Origin of the sequence: Aeromonas sp. FDAARGOS 1402, assembly GCF_019046925.1 — a bacterium.
GTDB lineage: Bacteria > Pseudomonadota > Gammaproteobacteria > Enterobacterales > Aeromonadaceae > Aeromonas > Aeromonas caviae.
The window spans coordinates 3,222,307-3,239,151 of sequence record NZ_CP077201.1; the positions used below are offsets into that span (position 1 = coordinate 3,222,307).

The window sequence follows — 16,845 nt, forward strand, 5'->3', positions numbered from 1 at the left end:
CGGGCGCGTCAGTTTGACACAGGGGCCGGCATGGGCCCCTCACTCGCCTCATTGAGGTGGCGTTGCATCTCTGCGAGTGAATCCTGGGAACAAGGATCATGATGAAGATTGAACATGGCCGCGTCGATGGCCTGCTGGGTGCGCCAGTCCTGGTGCGGGCACTGCCCCTGCTGGCCCTGCTCTCGGGCGGTTTATCTACCATGGCGCTGGCGGCCCAGCCTGTCCCCGCCGAACTCAAGCTCGCCATTGGCAGTGAGCCCACCGAAGGGTTTGACCCCTTGCTCGGCTGGAGCCACGGCAGCTACCTGCTGCTACACAGTCCGCTGCTCAAGCAGAACGCCGATCTCAGTTGGCAGAATGTGCTCACCCAATCGGTGACCCCGAGCAAGGATGGCAAGGGGTGGCTTATCCGCCTCAAGCCGAACCTGACATTCTCCAACGGCGCACCGCTCACCGCAGAGGATGTGGCCTTCACCTACAACAGCGCAGCCCAGGGCGGCGGCAAGATCGACATGGGCAACTTTGTCTCGGCCAAGGTGCTCTCGCCCACCGAGGTGGCCATCACTCTTAGCGCCCCTCAGAGCACCTTCGTCAACGTGCTGGGATCCTTGGGGATAGTGTCGAAGCAGGATTACGACGCAAAAGCATATGCCCAAAAGCCGGTCGGTGCCGGCCCTTACCGGTTGGTGAGCTTCCTGCCCGGTCAACAGCTGGTGGTAGAGGCGAACCCCTATTACGCCGGTGGCAACAATGACTTCAAGCGGCTGGTGTTTGTCTTTATCGATGAAGAGAGCGCCTATGCTGCCGCCCAGAGCAGCCAGCTTGATGTGGTGCGCATTGCTCCGTCGCTGGCGCCTACCGTGCCTGCTTCCCTCAAACTCTGGGTGCGCCCGAGTGTGGAGAACCGCGGCATCGTCTTCCCCATCCCGCCAGCAGGCGGCAAGGATGCCAAGGGTTATCCCATCGGCAACGACGTGACCTCGGACGTGGCGGTGCGCCGCGCCATCAACTACGCCATCGACCGCAAGCTGCTGGCCGATCAGCTGCTGGAAGGGCACGCCATCCCCGCCTACAGCGCGGTAGAAGGCTTGCCCTGGCTGAACAACGCCACCGCCTTCAAGGATGGCGATGCTGCCCACGCCAATGCCCTGCTCGACGAGGCCGGTTGGAAGATGGGCAGTGACGGCATTCGCCACAATGGCTCCCTGCGCGCCGCCTTTACCCTCTGGTACACCAGTGGCGACAGCACCCGCCGGGATCTGGCGGAAGCGGTGCGGGCCATGCTGGGGCCCATTGGCCTTGAGGTGAGCCTCAAGTCCGGCAGCTGGGAGCAGGTGGAGCGGGAGATGCACGCCAATCCGGTGCTGATGGGGTGGGGGAGTCTGGATCCCATGGAGCTCTATCACCACTACCAGAGCGGCTCCGGTGGCGTGGAGTTCTACAACCCAGGCTACTACAGCAACCCTGTGGTGGATGGCCACCTCAAGCAGGCGCTGGATGCCCCGAACTGGCAGGCGGCCGTGCCCTTCTGGCAGCAGGTGGAGTGGGATGGCAAGAGCGGCGCCGGGGTGCAGGGGGATGCCGCCTGGGCCTGGCTGCTCAATGTGCAGCACACCTATCTCGCCAACCGCTGCATCGACCTTGGCAAGGGGGCGCCGGAAATCCACGGTAGCTGGTCACTGCTCAACAACCTGCAGGATTGGCGATGGACGTGCCGCTAAGTTCGTCCACCATGATGACTGCCACTCTGAAAGCCCTGCTGCGACTGGCAGGGCTGCTCTGTCTGGTCTCTGTTGCCACCTTTGTGCTGCTGAGCTACTCCCCCATCGATCCCATCAAGGCCTATATCGGCAACGATCTGCTGCACGTACCGCCCGAGCAATACGCCCGCATCGCCGCCCGCTGGGGGCTGGATCAGCCGCTCTGGCTGCGCTACTGGCACTGGTTTAGCCAGGTGCTGCAGGGGGATCTCGGTTACTCCATGCTCTACAACGCGCCGGTGGGTGAGGTAATAGGCCAGCGCTTTGCCGCCTCTTTCCTGCTGCTGGCGGGGGCCTGGCTGCTCTCCGGCTTTTTCGGGATTTTGCTGGGCCTCTGCGCCGGTCGCTATCTCAATCGCTGGCCCGATCTCCTTATTTGCCGCTTCGCCTACCTGCTCGCTTCCTTGCCCACCTTCTGGGTCGGCCTCTTGCTGCTCGCCCTGTTTGCGGTGCATTGGCCACTACTGCCAGTCTGCTGCGCCTGGACGCCTGGCCTCTCTGCCGATGAGGCGGATTGGGCCATGCGGTTGCGTCATCTGTTGCTGCCGGTGGCGACCTTGACCCTGCTCGGGCTGGGCAATATCGCGCTGCACACCCGGGCGCGGGTGGCCGAGGTGCTGGAGAGCGACTTTATCCGCTACGCCCGCGCTCAGGGGGATGGCGGCTGGCCCATGCTGCGTTTTCACGTGCTGCGCCACGCCCTGACCCCGGCCATCTGTCTGCAGTTTGCCTCCCTTGGCGAGTTGATTGGTGGATCGCTCTTGGCCGAGAAGGTCTTCTCCTATCCGGGGCTCGGTCAGGCCACCGTGGATGCGGGGCTGCGGGGCGATATCCCCTTGCTGATGGGAATCGTGCTCTTCTGCACCCTGCTGGTCTTTTTGGGCAACACGGTGGCGCGGGTACTGCTGGCCCGCATCAATCGGGGCTGGGAGGGCGAGCATGCTGTTTAATCCGCTCCCCTCCTTGCTGCGTCTTGGCTTTGCGCTGATCTGCCTGCTGCTGCTGGCCAGCTACGGCTGGAGCCTCTCTCATCAGGATGTGCCGATGGATCTGCTGGCGCGCCAGCAGCCTCCCTCGTTGACCCACTGGTTCGGCACCGATCAGATGGGGCGGGATCTCTGGTTGCGGGCCTTTCAGGGCACCCTCACCAGTCTGGAACTCGGCATCAGCACGGCTCTCTGCAGTGGCCTGCTGGCCATGGTGGCGGCAAGCGTGTCGCTCATCCATCCCAGATGCGATGCAGCGGTGCGAATGGTGATCGACGCCATGCTGGCGCTGCCCCATATGCTGCTGCTGATCCTTATCTGCTTCACCGTGGGGGGCGGCATGCGCGGGGTGATCCTGGCGGTGGCGCTCACCCACTGGCCCAAGCTGGCGCTGATCCTTTGCGCAGAAGCGCGGCGGATCGCCTGCAGCGACTATGTGGTGCTGGCCCGCTGTCAGGGGATGGGGGCGCTGCGTCGCTGGCGCATCCACCTGCTGCCGGGGCTGTTGCCCCAGTGGTTTATCGGCACCTTGCTGATGTTTCCCCATGCGGTGCTGCACAGCGCGGCCTTGAGCTTTCTCGGCTTTGGGCTGGCGGCCCACGAGGCCTCGCTGGGTCTGCTGCTGGCCGATGCCATGCGTTATCTGGCCGGCGGTGGCTGGTGGCTGGCCCTCTTCCCGGGACTGATGTTGTTGCTGCAGGTACTGCTGTTTGATCAGGCAACCCGCGCTCTGCAACAGCTGCTGTGGCACAGGAGTGAACCATGCTGAGTTTTGATCAGGTGACCATAGAGGCGGCCCACTACTCCTGGCTGGGGCGGCGCAGCTGGCAGCCTTTGCTGACCGATATCAGCCTGCAACTGGCGCCCGGCGAAATCGTGGCGCTGGTGGGGGGGAGCGGCGAGGGCAAGAGCCTGCTGCTGCAAAGCGCCCTGACCCTGCTGCCGGACAATCTGCGGATGCGTGGCAGCATCTCCCTCGATGGCGTGCCCCTGTGCGATGCCAGCCGGGCCCGTTTACGCGGCCACACCCTCTGCTATGTGCCGCAGGGTGTAAGCGCCCTCAATCCGCTGCTGACGGTGGAGCGCCAGCTGGGCCGTGCGGCACGTCTCTGCGGCCAGAGCGGTTCTCGCAAGCGGCTCGGCGAGCAGCTGCTACGCTACCAGCTGCCCGCGACCACCCTGGACAGATTCCCGCGCCAGCTCTCCGGCGGCATGGCCAAGCGCATTCTGGCCTGCACCGCGGCGCTCGGCGGTGCCCGCTACATTCTGGCAGACGAGATCACCGCCTGGCTCGACGAAGGGCTGGCCTGCCAGCTGCTCAGCCAGTTGCGTGAATTGGCCAATCAGGGCTGCGGTATCCTCTGGGTGACCCACGATCTGGCGCTGGCAGCCCGCTTTGCCGATCGCATCGTGGCGCTGCATCAGGGGCAGGTGAGCGATACCTTGAGCTGCCACCATCTGCGCCAGGGGCAGGGGAGCGAGATGCTCAGAGCCCACTGGCAGGCGCTGCCGGAGTTCAACGCGCTCTTCTCTGTGCCGGAGGTTTCCTGATGTTGGAAGTACAAAACCTCACTATCGCCCAGGGGGAACGTCCCCTTTGGCAGGGTTTATCGCTGACGGTGAAAGCGGGGGAGCGGCTCGGTATCTCCGCCCCCAGCGGTTATGGCAAGACCACCCTGGGGCGAGTATTGGCCGGTTGGCAACCGGTTGGGGCCGGCGGGCAGATCCTGCTGGATGGGCAGCCTGTGCCTGAACGGGTAAAAGGCTATAACCCTATCCAGCTGGTGCCCCAGCACCCCGAACTCACCTTTAATCCCTATCGCACCACTGGGCAGGCGCTGTGGGATGTGTGGCGCCCCGATGACGCCATGCTGGCCCGCTTTATGGTCAAACCTGAGTGGCTCGGCCGTAAACCCGGTCAACTCTCCGGCGGCGAGCTGGCCCGCATCGCGCTGTTGCGCGCCCTCGATCCCCGCACCCGGTTGCTGATTGCCGATGAGGTGACCGCCCAGCTGGATCCGCAAATCCAGCGCCAACTCTGGCGGGAGTTGATGGTTGAATGCGAGCAGCGCGGGCTTGGCATGGTCATCTTCAGTCACCAGCAGGCATTATTGCGCCAGATCTGCCATCGGGTGCTGCGCTTTGGTGAGATGCAGCCCGTGACTGGTGTATTGGCTGAAAATGCGGCCTGAGGGTTAGTTCCCCCTCATCCCCAGCCCTTCTCCTGCAAGGGGAGAAGGGAGCAGACGGTGACTCTCCCCAAGCTTGGGGGTACAAGCCGGTTGTTATGCTCGCAGTGCGCGTACTTCGAACTTATTGCCAGTATCCACGAACCGGTCCCCTCTCCCTGGGGAGAGGGCCTGGGTGAGGGGACGCTGGCGACTCCGAACAGATAGCACGGCCGACAAGGTTCGCAGATAAAAGAGAGGGAGGCATCAGCCTCCCTCTTTTGTTTTCTACCGTTATCAGCGGCGTTTAACCGGTTCAGGCACTGGCCAGCCAGTTGAGCCAGGCATCCATCCCTTCGCCTGTAGTGGCGCTGACCTGGATCACCTGAATATAGGGGTTGACCCGTTTGGCGTTCTCGATACAGCGGGCGACATCGAAGCTGACATAGGGCAGCAGATCGATCTTGTTGATCACCATCAGCTGGGCGGCGGCGAACATGTCCGGGTATTTCAGCGGCTTCTCTTCCCCCTCGGTGACGGAGAGGATCGCCACCTTGTACTTCTCGCCGAGATCGAAGCTGGCGGGGCAGACCAGATTGCCCACGTTCTCGATAAAGAGGATGCCCCCTTCATTGGCGGGCAGCTGGTGGCAGGCGTCGTGGACCATTTTGGCGTCCAGATGGCAGCCCTTGCCGGTGTTGATCTGCACGGCAGGCACACCGGTGGCACGGATGCGATCCGCATCGGCGCTGGTCTGCTGATCCCCTTCGATCACGGCGCAGGGGCGCTTGTCGGCCAGCTGGCGCAGGGTTTCGCACAGCAGGGTGGTCTTGCCTGAACCCGGGCTCGATACCAGGTTGAGCACCAGCTGGGCCGCCTCGTCGAAGTGTTCGCGGTTGTGGGCGGCCAGCGCGTTGTTTTTGGCCAGCACGTCCATCTCGATGGCGATCAGCTGGCGCTGCCCCATGCCGGGCACCGACAATCCCGCTTCCCCTTTGCCGTAGTGCAGATCACCCTGCTGATGGTCATGGTCATGGCTGTGATCATGGGGATGCGCGTGGGAATGGCCGTGCTCATGAGAGTGGGCATGATCATGATGATGGTCGTGGGGGTGATCATGGTGGTGATCGTGTGGATGATCATGACCCTCGTGGCTCATGGGAGCCCGTACCCCGTGGTAGTGGTGATGGACATCCCCCTGATGGTGATAGTGGTGGTGAATGATCAGGGTGCGCGGCGCACTCTGTTCGTTGGCATGATGGTGATGGGCGTCATGAGCATGATGATGGTCGTGCTCATGACCATGGTGATGTTCATGTTCGTGATGATGCTCATGATCGTGCTCATGGCCGGCGATCCGCGCCTGACCGCATCCGCATACGCTACACATATCAACTTACCTCGATGTCGGTGATGCGCAGGCTATCACCCTGCGCGACTCGTAATTTGTATCCGCCACACTCGGGGCAGGCCTGCCCGCGCTCGGTGAGGGTGACCGTCTGGTTGCAGTCGTAACACCAGGCCTCGGCCGCCTGGTGCTGAAAGTGCAGCTGGGCCCCCTCGACGGCGGTGCCCTTGGCGGCGGCCTCGAAACAGAAGGCGATGGTGTCCGGGTCAACGCAGGAGAAGCTGCCAACCTCGAGCCAGAGGGCGGTCACCCTGGTAAAGCCCCGCTGGGTGGCCTGCTCGGCCGCCAGATCGATGGCGGCCATGGCCAGAGACATTTCGTGCATGGTGGCTCCTTAACCGATATGGAGAGGAGCAGTGACTCCTCCCTGTAATTGACGGAACGGCATGGCTGCTCAGCAGATCCGCGGCAGCAGCTCCCCCTGTGGCAGCTCCAGATAACGGCGGCTGCCCCAGGGATTGTTGAGGATCACCTTGTGGCGCTCGCTCGCCTGCACCACGCCGATCTGGCTGGCGCTGGGGTTGAACTGCCGCAAGATGCCCAGTGCGTCCTGCGCCTGCTCGGCAGGCAGGGCCAGCACCATGGTCCCCTCGTTGGCGAGATCATGGGGCTCGAAACCGTAGAGCTCGCACAGGCCGCGTACCGGATCGCACACCGGAATGGCGGACTCCTCCAGTTCGATGGCAACGCCGGAGGCCGTGCTCCACTCGTTGAGCACGGCGGCAAGGCCACCGCGGGTGGCATCGCGCAGGGCGTGAGGGGTAATGCCAGCTTTTAGCAGCGCTTCGACCTGCGGCCAGAGGGTGGTGCAGTCGCTCTTGAGATCAGATCCCAGTTGCAGGGCGTCGCGGGCCATCAGGATGCAGGCGCCGTGGCTGCCGATATCCCGCGATACCAGGATGGCGTCACCGGCCTTGAGGTTGCGTACCGAGATGCCCCGGCTCTGCTCAGGCAGCGGGAAGGTGCCGACCCCACTGGTGTTGATAAAGATCTTGTCTGCCGCTCCCTTGGGCACCACCTTGGTGTCGCCGCAGACGATGCGGGCGCCGCTCTTGGCAAGCTCTGCTGCCATCGACTCGACGATGCGGGCCAGATCGGCGTAGGGGAACCCCTCCTCGATGATAAAGCTGCAGCTCAGATACTCGGGTTTGGCCCCCATCATGGCGAGATCGTTGACCGTGCCGGCGATAGCCAGCTTGCCGATATCGCCCCCCTCGAAGAAGAGCGGCGAGACGGTAAAGCTGTCGGTGGTGAAGGCAACGGGGCCCTCTACCGGCAGCAGGGCGGCATCTTCACCGCGCAGCAGGATCTCGTTGCCAAAGTGGCGAAAGAAGAGCTGATTGATCAGCTGATTCATTTCGACACCGCCGCCGCCGTGGCTAAGTTGGATTTCTCTCATTGGATCCCCATATATCGGTAGTAGGCATTGCAGGCCCCCTCGGAGCTGACCATGCAGCTGCCCATGGGCTGGGTCGGGGTGCAGCCCCGGCCAAAGACGTTGCACTGGTTCGGTTTGGCCAGGCCGCGCAGGATATCGGCGCACTGGCACGCCTTGTGGTCATCGATGGGGGTCTCACTGAGTTGAAAGTGGCGCTCCGCATCGCGCCTGGCGAAGGCATCCCGCAGGCGCAGGGCGGAGGCGTTGATGTCCCCAAGGCCTCGCCAGCGAAAGTGCTCGCGGGTCTCAAAATATTGGTCGACCAACCGCTGGGCGGCCCGGTTGCCGCTGGCGGTGACGGCGCGGCTGTATTGAACCTCCAGCGCGTAGCGACCCTCCACCTTCTGGCGCACCATCATCAGCAGGGCCTCCATCACATCCACCGGCTCGAAGCCGCTCACCACCACCGGCACCTGATAGCGCTCGACGATGGGCAGGTAGATATCGGCGCCGGTGATGACGCTGACGTGGGAGGGGCCGATAAAGGCGTTCACCTTGGCAACTCCGTCGGCCATCACCGCATGAATGGCGGGGGGCACCAGCACATGGTTGATATGAAACAAGAGGTTCTCGATCCCTTGCTCTTCCGCAGCAGCCAAGAGTGCCGCTGTCATCGGGGTGGAGGTCTCGAAACCGATGGCGAAGAAGACCACGGTTTTTTCCGGGTTCTCACGGGCGATGCGCAGGGCGTCGAGGGGGTCATAGACCGGGCGGATATCGCTCCCCTTGGCGCGCTGCTGGGCCAGCGTGCCTTTGGAGCCCGGCACCCGGATCATGTCCCCCAGCGTCACCAGAATAACGCTGGGCTGGCTCGCCAGCTCGATGGCCTGATCGATGCGCTCTTTGGGCATGATGCAGACCGGGCAGCCGGGGCCGTGGACAAACTCGATGCTGGCCGGCAGCAACTGGTGCAGGCCGTACTTCATGATGGTGTGGGTATGGCCGCCGCATACCTCCATCACCCGCAGCGGTTCGGGGAGTAATTTGGCGAGTACAGTGATCTGGGCGGCGAGGGCGCGGATCACCCGGGGCTCACGAAAGCCCTGAAAGAGATCATTCAAGGTCAGCATGGCAAGATATCCTGCGCAGGGATAAGGGCCACCATCTGGCGGAAGCTCTCGAGGCTGGCCTGCGCCTCCTCTTCGTCAATCTTGCTCATCACAAAGCCGATATGGAGCAGCACATAGTCGCCCACCTGGAGAGGCTCTTCGAGCAGCATGCAGCTGACGCGCCGCTGCACTCCCAGGGTGTCGACGGTGACGCAGTTATCTTCGGGGTGCAGCTGCACCACCTGAGAGGGGATGGATAGACACATGAATTTCAGGACTCCGACAAGGTGGCACAACCGGTGGTGACAAGCTGGTGCGTGGCAAGATGGTGGATGGCAAACCAGAGCTGACCGGCGGCGATGCCACCGTCATTGAGCGGCAGGGTTTCGCTGGTCAATACCTGCTGGCCGGCGGCTTCGAGTGCGGGCACCAGCTGGTCCATCAGCACCCGGTTTTGAAAGACGCCTCCCCCCAGTACCACCGGATAGCCGGGGAAGCGCTCGGCCAGGGCGATGACCAGATTGCTGATGGCGCGGATAAAACCGGCGGCCAGGCTGGCGGTGGAGGTGCCTTGGCGCCGCTCGCTGACAAGGGTATGGATGAGCTCTGCCCACTCGATCTGCAGTGGCCCCTCTGCTGATTGGCTGAGATCAAAGGCGAGGGGGAAGGGCTGTTCATCGGGGGCTAACTGCAAGGCAGCTGCCTCCAGCAGGAGTCCCGCTTCGCCTTCGTAATCCGGGGTATCGATCACCCCCAAGAGCGCCGCCACCGCATCGAACAGCCGACCGATGGAGCTGGTGTAAGGGGCGTTGCGGCCAAGGCGCCAGAGCTGGTGCAGATTGTTGATCTGCCCAGCGGGCAGTTGCTTGATCGCCGGAGTATCGAGGGCGCTGATCTGCTCAGGACTGTGCGATTCGAACAGCAGCCCCAGCAACTGGCGCACCGGCTCGCGAATGGCCGCTTCGCCGCCGATCAGCTTGAAGGGGTTGAGGTGGGCAACCCGCTCAAATCCCTTAACGTCTGCCAGCAGCAGCTCGCCGCCCCAGAGGGTGCCGTCATCACCAAGGCCGGTGCCATCGAAGGCAACCCCCAGTACAGGGCCCGTGATGTTGTGCTCAGCCATCACCCCCAGCAGGTGGGCGTGATGGTGCTGCACCTCGAGGTGGGTGGCACCCTGATGGCGGCAATAGCTTTTGGCCCACTGATGGCTGAGATAGCCGGGGTGGCGATCCGACACCAGCAGTTCGGGGTTGAGATCGTAGAGTTCGCGAAAGGTCGCCAGGGTCTGCTCGAAGTGCTCCTGCATCGGCAGGCTGTGCAGATCGCCGATATAGGGGCTGTAGATGCGCTGGCGGCCGAAGGCGAGCGCCAGCTGGTTCTTCTGCTGCGCCCCGACTGCAAGAAGCGGCACCCTGACCGCCTCTTGCAAGCTGGGAGTGCAGGGGGCATAGCCCCGGGCGAGGCGCAACGTCTGGCGCCGCCCGCCCGCCCACTGCTCCAGACTGTCGTCGCACGGGTGCAGGATGGGGCGGTTGTGATCCAGGATGCCGTCAATCTCGCCCCCGAGTTCCCTGACCACCGCCTCGCACTCGATAAGGATCGGGCTGCCGCGACCATTGGCGCTGGTGGCTACCAGCGGCATGGCGCAGGCATCCAGCAGCAACTGGTGCAGCGGGGTATAGGGGAGCATGATGCCAAGGTAGGGGATGCCGGGGGCGATCCCCTCGGCCAGCGGCGCCGCTTGTTGTTGCATGAGATCTGACGGCCGATCATCCTTGGTGCGCTTGCGCAGCAAGGTGATGGGTCTGGCCTGAGAGGTGAGCAGCTTCCACTCGTCTTCGCTGCCGGTGACATGCAGTTTGGCCTCGGCAAGGGAGCCCATCATCACCGCCAGCGGCTTGCGTTTGCGCCGTTTGAGCATTCGTAATCTGGCAACACTCTGTTCATTGCGGGCATCACACATCAGGTGATACCCCCCCATCCCCTTGACTGCGATCAGTGCTCCCGCTTGCAGGGCGCTGGCGGCCATTTGCAGGGCATTCTCACGCTCGGCCAGGGCATCACCCTTGCCGCTGCGCCAGGTGAGATGGGGCCCGCACTCGGGGCAGCTCACCGGCTGGGCGTGGTAGCGTCTGTCAAGCGGGTTTTCATAGGCCGCCGCGCAGCGCGGGCACATGGCAAAGTCGGCCATGGCGGTGTGGGGTCTGTCGTAGGGGAGGCGGCGGATGATGGTGTAGCGCGGGCCGCAGTGGGTGCAGTTGGTAAAGGGGTAGCGATGGTGGCGATCCGCAGGGTTGGCCACGTCCCGGGCGCAGGCCTCACACATTCCCTGATCCGGCGAGATGGCGACCGTGGCGGCGCTCTGCTGCTGGCTCGCTTTAATTCGAAACTGGCCATGAAATTGGCCATCGAAGTCGGGATCCTGATCTCGGGGCAGTTCCCGCTCGCTGAAATGATCGATGCGGCTAAGGGGCGGCGCCAGTTCCCGCAGTTCGAGGGCAAAGGCGGCGAGCTGCTCGGCGGAGCCTTCGGCGCCGATGGTGACGCCGCTCGCGTCGTTCAATACATAGCCGGCAAGGCCGTGGCGCAGCGCCAGCCCATAGACGAAGGGGCGAAAACCGACCCCCTGCACGATACCGTCGATATGAAATTCCCGGCGCAGTCGAAGGCGTGTCGACGTGGTCATGGCGCCATCCAAAGAGGGGCCAGCGCCCCTCCCTGATAAACGGGGGGCAGGGAATCCTCCCTCATGACAGGGGGGCTGGGGAGGGCCGACAGGGGCGGCCATCCGGCGATCATCCTGGGGGATGTCATGCGATATCGAACTCCCATCTGCTGGCCTGCCGCCACGGCATGGGCCATCGGGTGCAACGAACGGGGGGCAACGGGCTGCGTCGCGATAGAAGGGGCGTAGCCTTGACAGGCAGAGGAGGCCCTCGCCCTGTCACGGGGGCCAAGTTTACCGGGGCCCCGGTCCCCATTACCTTGATCTCGCACCGGTTTGAGTGCCAGACGCGGCGCTTCTTTGCGATCCTGTGAGGGGCGCCACGTCTCCTGGCGGCTCGAGATCCCGGGCGGAAGAGAGAGGCGCTCAGCAATGAAAGAGGGAGGCGGTTGCCTCCCTCTTGCGTGCCATGACCTTGGGCCCGGCGCCCGCCATCAGATATCCACCTGGGATCCCAGCTCGATCACCCGGTTGGGCGGGATCTCGAACTGATCCGGCGCCCGCAGGGCGTTGCGCTGCAGCAGCATAAAGAGCTTGCCGCGCAGATAGAGGTACCAGGGGCGCTCCTTCATGATGAGGGACTCGTGGGCCATGAAGAAGGAGGTCTCCATCATACGGCAGCTCAGCCCCTCGGCGTTGCAGCGGTGGAAGATCTCCTCCACGTTCGGGGTCTCGCGCCAGCCATAGCTCGCCACCACCCGCCAGAAGGTGGGGGAGAGCTGCTCGATGCAGACCCGGCGCACGTTGTGGACATAGGGCACATCCTCCACCTTCAGGGTGAGCAGGATGACGCGCTCGTGCAGCACCTTGTTGTGCTTGAGGTTGTGCAAGAGCGCATGGGGGATGACGTTGACCACCCGCGACAGATAGACCGCCGTGCCCGCCACCCGGGTCGGCGGGGATTTTTCGAGCGACGCTATCATCGGCTCCAGCGAGTTGCCGTGCTCGTTCAGGCGGCGAATAAGCTGGAAGCGCTCGCTCTTCCAGCTGGTCATCAGGGTGAACATGACGGCCCCCAGGGTGAGCGGCAGCCAGCCGCCGGAGAAGATCTTGGCGAGGTTGGCGGCAAACAGCGGGACGTCGATGGCGAGCAGCAGGGCGAAGAGGGTGGCCACCAGCGGCTTGCGCCAGTGCCAGCTGTGGCGGGCCACCGAGCAGGAGAGGATGGAGGTGAGCACCATGGTGCCGGTCACGGCGATGCCATAGGCCGCCGCCAGGTTGCTGGAGTGCTCGAAGCTCATGATGACGATCACCACAGAGAGATAGAGCAGCCAGTTGATGACCGGAATATAGATCTGGCCGGACTCCTGCTCCGAGGTGTGCACGATGCGGATGGGGGAGAGATAGCCGAGCCGCACCGCCTGCCGGGTGAGGGAGAAGACCCCGGAGATGACCGCCTGGGAGGCGATGACGGTGGCGAGCGTCGCCAGCAGCAGCAGGGGCAGCAGGGCCCACTTGGGCGCGAGCAGGAAGAAGGGATTGGCGATGGCCTCGGGATTGCCGAGCAGCAAGGCCCCCTGACCGAAGTAGTTGAGCACCAGGGACGGCACCACCATGAACCAGGCGCGGCGAATGGGGCTCTTGCCAAAATGGCCCATGTCCGCATAGAGCGCCTCCACCCCTGTGATGGCCAGCACCACGGCGCCCAGGGCAAAGAAGGAGGCGCTCTGATAGGTCATGAAGAAGCGCAGCGCCCAGACCGGGCTGAGCGCCCCCAGCACCTCGGGGTGCTGGAGGATGCTATTCAGGCCAAGCACCGCCAGGGTCAGGAACCAGATCAGCATGATGGGGGCAAACAGCTTGCCCACGGCGGCGGTGCCGTGCTTCTGGATGGCAAACAGCAGGGTCAGCACCAGCACCGAGAGCGGCACTATGTAGGCGTCCAGGGAAGGCGCCACTATCTTCAGGCCCTCGATGGCCGACATCACCGACATGGCCGGGGTGATCACCACCTCGCCATAGAAGAAGCTGCCGCCGACGAGCCCCAGGATGATCAGCACCGGCGTCCATTTTTCCGGGGTGTTGCGGGTCGCGAGCGACATCAGGGTGAGTATGCCCCCTTCGCCCGCGTTGTCCGCCCGCATCACGAAGGAGAGGTACTTGACCGAGACCACCAGGATCAGCAGCCAGAAGATAAGCGAAAGAAAGCCCAGGATGGAGGCGGGCTCCACCCCGAAACCGAACTGGCCGGAGAGGCACTCGCGTAGGGTATAGAGCGGGCTGGTGCCGATGTCGCCATAGACCACGCCGATCGCCGCCAGCATGACGCCGGACAGGGCGGGTTTGTTAGTACAGTTCATGAAATTATCTTGTCAGATTGCCGGTGGCATGGCTGCCAACACAGGGGCCCCGTACTACCGGGAGTTCACGGATAGTCGTTCGGGAGGATCTTCAGGATTGCGATGGGAGCGGGGGTTAGCTGGATATAAATAGGAGGCTCATCATGGACACAGTCTGTTTATCTGCGATTCAGCTTATGATGACACAGAGTCTGTGGGAGTATGTTCAGGTATAAATAATCAAAAAAGACTTTTGAACGAGGTTATTAATTACTCCTTGATTGAAATAGGCCCCCGTGCAGCGAGCAAGTGTTTGTTTTTGCTAAGCAGCCATTTTTAGCCAGTCTTTTCAATCAAACGGGTTGAAAAACGGGCGATAAAATGTTGACCAATAAATTATCGGCAGGAGCGACAGAGAGGGAAGGCTTGGGTAGCAATGGAGTCTTTATTTCATCGGCTGGATGGAGAATCGTCGGGAAGAGAAGTGACCGCAGTAAAGACAGCCACTATAAAGTGAGGGCATAAATAGAGGGTGGGAATGTAGGGGGCAATGAACGAAGTGAAATGCACCATTATTAGCGCTGAAATGAAATTCACTTATTACACTCCCCAAAACATCAATTATTATACTCTTCAATCTTAGATATCAAGAATTTTGCAAATACTTCAGAAAGCTGAACCTTATCACTACCCATGTTAATAGTTCCAAGAGTTAATCCTCCAGCGTAAGTTACAGACTTTCCTGGGTATTTATCATGGAATTCGGATAACATATCTTGTCTTCTTAAATTATACTCCCACCATTTTCTTCCAAAATTAACGCTGTTGTTTTTCCCCTCTAGGTACCATGGCCAGCGTTCCATCCATGGATTAATTTTAACCTGAGAGTCAGTTACACTTTGCAAGCCGCTAGTAACTTTAAAATAGGACAATAATGATCCAGCTCCGATAGCTGTTGTAATGATGACATCACCTTTCTTTATTCCTTTGGGTTTCTTTTTTGAAAAGTGTAAATTTTGATGTAAATCTGAAAAATCACGTCTGTCATCCAACGTGATTGGGGAATCTTTATGGCCGATAGGTTTCAGATAGTATTTTGTTTCGTAGTTATTTGAATCGGAATCTGAGTATACAGAGCTTAATATATCATAGCTAATACTATCTTTTTCTATCCAATGAGGATTGTTTCCTAAATACACATCTGCAAATTGGCATGCTCGTTCAACTTGGAAACGAGTAACATCGGGGTATTCAATCAAATCGAATACTTGGTTCAATGCGTCTTCTATTAGGCTAGCATCTTTAATAAGCACTCCCCATTCATGGTTGTTAAATATACCGTTAGTGGTGAAGTTTCCTGATGTTAGTATTAGTTCTTTATTTATGCCAAGTGAAAAATATAATTTACCATGTAGATTGTTATCAATATGTACTTTGCAGGTAATATTCGGATGTTTCTCATCGAAAAAACTATAGAAGTCTCTTAGTTGAAATGGTTTTTTTATTTGTTCGATATCTCTTGGCTTGAATGTGGTTATTAATTCTATTTTTTTGGTTGATGAAAAATCAAAATGGTTGAGAAATGACTTCATGTCATCTGCAAGATATGGCGAAACGATAATAACTCGGTCACCACAGTTTTGAATGATACGTTTTAGATGCTCCGCTTGAAGATTATTTGTATTTGATAACAGCAATTTTCGTTTCCTTATTAAATATTTTTAATGGTTGTATATTATGAAGAAAGGAAGTAATGATGGTGTCCAATTTTTACTATTGCTCCTAAGTTCATTCCCACAGCCCGCGCCTTTAGTCTGCACTGCAAAATCTTGCCGTTCCCTAGTAACGGCCTCAACGGAGCTGGTTGTCGCGTGAGTCATACTAATCGGCCGGTGAAAAAACAGAAGGGGGAGCCGTTGAAAACCGGCGCAACGTCATAAATCGGGACCTCAAGAGGGCATTTATTGTTTGGTTTTGTTAAACGATAACTGGTTTTCGAATAGAAAAACCAAACAATGTGGGCCTGGTTTCTGGCCGTGCTGGCTTGTCTGGAGGCTGGTGGGGAGTGAGTTGGGGCAATCTGGGAGGGTTTCCCGGTTTCCCCGGAATTGGTTTGGCAATCATGGCGTGATCTGGGTTGTGGGAAGAGGGGAAAGGGAGGTTGCCGCTCAGTGCTGCGCCCCGACCGGGGTGATGTTGGGCCGTCAGGCACTATGGCGGGATCGGCCATTGGCGCCCGGGGCCGGCTCGGGTATAGTCCTGCGCCAACAAGATAGGTTCGGATGGAGGCGTCGGCACCGCTTCAGGCAAGCGGGCCGAATCACTCCTTCGGCGCGGCTTTAAAGGATATCCCCATGAAATTCAGTCCCCTGCTCGATGAGATGATGAAGGCGCTGCAGGTCTTGCCGGGCGTGGGCCCCAAGTCGGCCCAGCGCATGGCGTTCACCCTGCTCGAGCGCGAGCGCAGCGGCGGTCTGCGTCTGGCCTCCCTGCTCAACCGGGCGCTCACCGAAATCGGTCATTGCAGCCACTGCCGCACCTTTACCGAGAACGATCGCTGCGAGATCTGCGCCAATCCCAAGCGCGAGGAGAACGGCCTGCTCTGCGTGGTGGAGAGCCCGGCGGACGTGGCGGCCATCGAGCAGACCGGCCAGTTCTCCGGCCGTTACTTCGTGCTGATGGGCCACCTGTCGCCCCTTGACGGTATCGGCCCCGAGGAGCTGGGGCTCGATATCCTGGAGCGCCGCCTGCAAGAGGAGCAGATCAAGGAGCTGATCCTCGCCACCAACCCCACCATCGAGGGGGATGCCACCGCCTGGTACATCGCCGACATGGCCCGCACCGCCGGGGTGGAGGTGAGCCGCATCGCCCACGGTGTGCCGGTGGGCGGGGAGCTGGAGCTGGTGGATGGCACCACGCTCTCCCACTCCCTGATGGGGCGCCAGCGCCTGAGCTAAAGACACCACGGACCCCACCCCGGCCCTCCCCTTGGCAGGGGAGGGTGCAATGGATCTTGCCCCACTCCTCCCTTT

At 60.9% G+C, this 16,845-nt stretch carries 15 protein-coding genes; 7 read left to right on the forward strand and 8 right to left on the reverse strand.

The window, feature by feature from the left end:
• Nucleotides 1-101 precede the first annotated feature (101 nt).
• The 5 genes from I6L32_RS15415 to I6L32_RS15435 are packed head-to-tail and all read left to right on the forward strand — an operon-like array spanning nt 102 to nt 4,938.
• A complete protein-coding gene (locus tag I6L32_RS15415; RefSeq protein ID WP_216945179.1) occupies nt 102-1,721 on the forward strand; it encodes an ABC transporter substrate-binding protein in 1,620 nt (539 codons plus the stop codon).
• Nucleotides 1,706-2,710 carry an ABC transporter permease gene (locus tag I6L32_RS15420; RefSeq protein ID WP_069784820.1) on the forward strand — a complete coding sequence of 335 codons (1,005 nt, stop codon included), beginning with the start codon at nt 1,706-1,708 and terminating at the stop codon, nt 2,708-2,710. Before I6L32_RS15415 ends, I6L32_RS15420 begins: the two co-directional genes overlap by 16 nt.
• Nucleotides 2,700-3,515, forward strand: coding sequence for an ABC transporter permease (locus I6L32_RS15425; RefSeq protein WP_069784821.1), 816 nt, complete (start codon nt 2,700-2,702; stop codon nt 3,513-3,515). The genes I6L32_RS15420 and I6L32_RS15425 overlap by 11 nt, the downstream gene beginning before the upstream one ends.
• On the forward strand, nt 3,509-4,297 hold the full coding sequence (locus I6L32_RS15430; RefSeq protein WP_069784822.1) for an ATP-binding cassette domain-containing protein: 789 nt from the start codon (nt 3,509-3,511) through the stop codon (nt 4,295-4,297). The genes I6L32_RS15425 and I6L32_RS15430 overlap by 7 nt, the downstream gene beginning before the upstream one ends.
• Nucleotides 4,297-4,938, forward strand: a complete 642-nt coding sequence (locus I6L32_RS15435; RefSeq protein ID WP_069784823.1) for an ATP-binding cassette domain-containing protein — start codon at nt 4,297-4,299, stop codon at nt 4,936-4,938. Before I6L32_RS15430 ends, I6L32_RS15435 begins: the two co-directional genes overlap by 1 nt.
• Before the next feature lie 292 nt (nt 4,939-5,230).
• Here the strand turns inward: I6L32_RS15435 and hypB are convergent, their stop codons facing one another.
• On the reverse strand, nt 5,231-6,073 hold the full coding sequence (gene hypB / locus I6L32_RS15440) for a hydrogenase nickel incorporation protein HypB (RefSeq protein WP_216945181.1): 843 nt from the start codon (nt 6,071-6,073) through the stop codon (nt 5,231-5,233).
• Here hypB and I6L32_RS23170 point away from each other — a divergent pair.
• The gene (locus I6L32_RS23170) at nt 5,960-6,328 is read left to right on the forward strand and encodes a hypothetical protein (protein WP_254203841.1); all 369 of its coding nucleotides are present in this window, start codon (nt 5,960-5,962) and stop codon (nt 6,326-6,328) included. The genes hypB and I6L32_RS23170 overlap by 114 nt on opposite strands.
• On the opposite strand, the gene hypA is transcribed toward I6L32_RS23170, so the two are convergent.
• From hypA to I6L32_RS15475, 7 genes are all read right to left on the reverse strand, one after another.
• Nucleotides 6,306-6,647, reverse strand: a complete 342-nt coding sequence (hypA, locus tag I6L32_RS15445) for a hydrogenase maturation nickel metallochaperone HypA (RefSeq protein WP_045526958.1) — start codon at nt 6,645-6,647, stop codon at nt 6,306-6,308. The two genes, I6L32_RS23170 and hypA, sit on opposite strands and share 23 nt — an antisense overlap.
• Nucleotides 6,648-6,716: 69 nt before the next feature.
• Complete coding sequence (gene hypE / locus I6L32_RS15450; protein ID WP_069784825.1) at nt 6,717-7,721, reverse strand: hydrogenase expression/formation protein HypE; 1,005 nt, start codon at nt 7,719-7,721, stop codon at nt 6,717-6,719.
• Nucleotides 7,718-8,830 (reverse strand): hydrogenase formation protein HypD, encoded by a 1,113-nt coding sequence (gene hypD / locus I6L32_RS15455; RefSeq protein WP_069784826.1) that lies wholly within the window; start codon nt 8,828-8,830, stop codon nt 7,718-7,720. Before hypD ends, hypE begins: the two co-directional genes overlap by 4 nt.
• Nucleotides 8,824-9,075 (reverse strand): HypC/HybG/HupF family hydrogenase formation chaperone, encoded by a 252-nt coding sequence (locus I6L32_RS15460; RefSeq protein WP_042648489.1) that lies wholly within the window; start codon nt 9,073-9,075, stop codon nt 8,824-8,826. Before I6L32_RS15460 ends, hypD begins: the two co-directional genes overlap by 7 nt.
• A 5-nt stretch (nt 9,076-9,080) precedes the next feature.
• Complete coding sequence (gene hypF / locus I6L32_RS15465) at nt 9,081-11,495, reverse strand: carbamoyltransferase HypF (RefSeq protein ID WP_216944129.1); 2,415 nt, start codon at nt 11,493-11,495, stop codon at nt 9,081-9,083.
• 473 nt (nt 11,496-11,968) lie between these two features.
• Entirely contained in the window at nt 11,969-13,834 is a 1,866-nt protein-coding gene (gene kup, locus I6L32_RS15470; protein ID WP_069784829.1) for a low affinity potassium transporter Kup, read from the reverse strand.
• 596 nt (nt 13,835-14,430) lie between these two features.
• Nucleotides 14,431-15,510 (reverse strand): phospholipase D family protein, encoded by a 1,080-nt coding sequence (locus tag I6L32_RS15475; RefSeq protein ID WP_158657314.1) that lies wholly within the window; start codon nt 15,508-15,510, stop codon nt 14,431-14,433.
• Between the two features lie 657 nt (nt 15,511-16,167).
• On the opposite strand from I6L32_RS15475, the gene recR reads away from it, so the two are divergent.
• Nucleotides 16,168-16,770 carry a recombination mediator RecR gene (gene recR / locus I6L32_RS15480; RefSeq protein WP_010674419.1) on the forward strand — a complete coding sequence of 201 codons (603 nt, stop codon included), beginning with the start codon at nt 16,168-16,170 and terminating at the stop codon, nt 16,768-16,770.
• The last annotated feature ends 75 nt before the right edge of the window (nt 16,771-16,845 follow it).